Here is a 2264-nt window from a genome sequence, read left to right on the forward strand (position 1 = left end):
TAAGAGAGGAACTTTTTTTTTCTTTGGATTCTTCAAGGATTTTTTCCCAATCCCCCAATATAACCTTATCACCGGGACTCAATCCGCTAGTAATTTGCATATGAATAGGGTTCCTGATACCAGTCTCCACTCGAACCTTTTCAGGCTCGTCATTTTTCAATAGCATCACGTATTTCCCATCATCATCCTTGCGAATTCCAGCCCGGGTTGTATATACGGCATCCTTGACCTTCCTGGTAACGATATCTATATTTGAAGACATCATTGGTTTGAGCAGGTTTTTCCCAGACCCCTTAACCTCGATCTTGACCTTGAATATAGTAATACTGTTCTCGACCAGTCCTTGAGGGGCTATACGTGTAACCTTTCCCTTAAACACTTTACCCGGATAAGCATCAGCCGTAATTTTTACAGCATGTCCTATTTTAACAGACCCAATATCGGTTTCATCAATATCCGCAATTATGAACAACCGAGACATGTCTGCAATAGTAGCTATCGATGTTCCACCGCTCACATTAGAAATACCCGATGCAATGATCTGACCCTCTTCGACCAGTTTTTCAATGATGACACCATTAATGGGAGCAAAAATCTCTGTTTCCTCTAATCTTTCTTCCACCTCTGCAAGAGAAATTTCAGAACTCTTTACTTCGGATAAAACCAGTTCAATCTCATTCTCCTTCATTGTGATATCGTGAATGGAGTCTTTTGCCCTCTGAAGCTTGGTTTTAGCCTGAACAAGGTTTTCCTGATTTACTTTGAAGAGGGTAGCCGCTGCATCCAAAGATTCTCGTGAGACAAACTTTTTTTCGTATAGTTCACTTTGACGTTTCAGTTTATCTTCTGATTCCTTAAGGTTGGCGATTGCCGTTTCAATTTCTGATTCGGAAGTTTTGATATCAGTGCTGTATTTGGTTTTTTGCAGAATCAAGCTTGTTTGTGCTTTTTTATATTTCGCTGCTGAGCTGGATAAATCCGCACGTGCCTTGGCAACATTTCGCTGCTCGTCAGATTTGTCCAATTGCAAAAGAAGCTCTCCCTTTTTAACACGATCACCTTCTTCAAAAGGGAATGATAAAACTTCACCACTGGCTTTTGATTTAACTTCTACCTGGAAATTAGGTTCGACAACACCTGTTGCGGATATTTTTACGATCAACTCACCTTGCAATACTTCTGAGGTTTTGAAGACAGGCTTTTGGGGATCCTCAGAACCATTGGATTTATAGGGAAATAAATATAGGCCGGTCAGTAGAAGAGCCACCCCGATTAAAACCAGGGTTTTTTTCATGTTTCATCGCCTTCAGAAAGTTTTATATTGTTTTCTTTAAGAGTTTGGGCCTTGACCTGACGTAAACGGTTGCGGGACTTCTTATAATCTATGATAGCTTTAATTTCATTACTTTGTTCTTCTGCAAGATCTTCCTGGAATTCCAAAACATTGAAGCTGGTTGAAAGTCCAACCTCAAACTTCTTTTCTTCAGCAGTGAGTTTTTCTTCTGCCAGTTTCCTTGCTATGCGGGTCGCATGAACCCTTTTAATATCTGTTTTAATCTGCCGGTAAGCCTCCCGCACTTCGACAGTAATTGTTTTTTCCAGATCTTTTATATCCAGTAGTAACTGGGCAACCTCAAGTTTTTTTGCAACCAGTTTGCTTTTTGCCGACCGGTTACCAATGGGATAGCTTAAATTCACTCCAAATTCCCACAGATAGTATTTACCAGAACCTAAATCACCCAGGGTATTGCCATAATCCCCGCCAAACTTACTTCTTCCTTGTACCGTACCAGTTGTGATATTGATCGCTTCACCGCTTATTCCATTGAGCCCCAAACTACTTACAAGATCAAGCGTTGGATAAGTTTGATTTTCGTTATACTTAACTTCAATATTTCGGTTTTCTAATTCTTTCTTCTTAACTAAAAGGTCGGGTCTGTCGCTTAAAGCTATTTGTATAGCCTCCTCAAGAGTCCCTTCTGTTCCGGGGTCAAAAACGGGTGCATCAGAAGGAAGAAGTTGACTTCTCCCTTGTTGTGAATCAAACGAATAATTGAGAATATTTTTTAAATTATCTTCAGTATCCTGGATTAAATCCTGGGCACTCAAAAGCAACTGATCACGGGAAGCCACTTCTGATTTTGCCTGGAGAATCTCCAATTCTGCCAACGTACCCACTTCAACCTGGGCCTTAACCTGTTTTTCTAATTTTTGAGCTCTTTCAAGTGATTTTCCCTTAACCTTCAAATCCTCAATGCTAAAAA

General features: G+C 40.2%; 2 protein-coding genes. Both read right to left on the reverse strand.

Annotated features, from left to right (window positions below; genetic code table 11):
* A partial coding sequence (locus F3741_05615; GenBank protein MZG30278.1) for an efflux RND transporter periplasmic adaptor subunit occupies positions 1–1294 on the reverse strand: 1294 nt, incomplete at its 3' end.
* Positions 1291–2264: TolC family protein (locus F3741_05620; protein ID MZG30279.1), on the reverse strand; the 974-nt coding region annotated here is incomplete at its 5' end. The genes F3741_05620 and F3741_05615, both read right to left, overlap by 4 nt.

This window comes from Nitrospinota bacterium, from assembly GCA_009873635.1.
GTDB lineage: Bacteria > Nitrospinota > Nitrospinia > Nitrospinales > VA-1 > LS-NOB.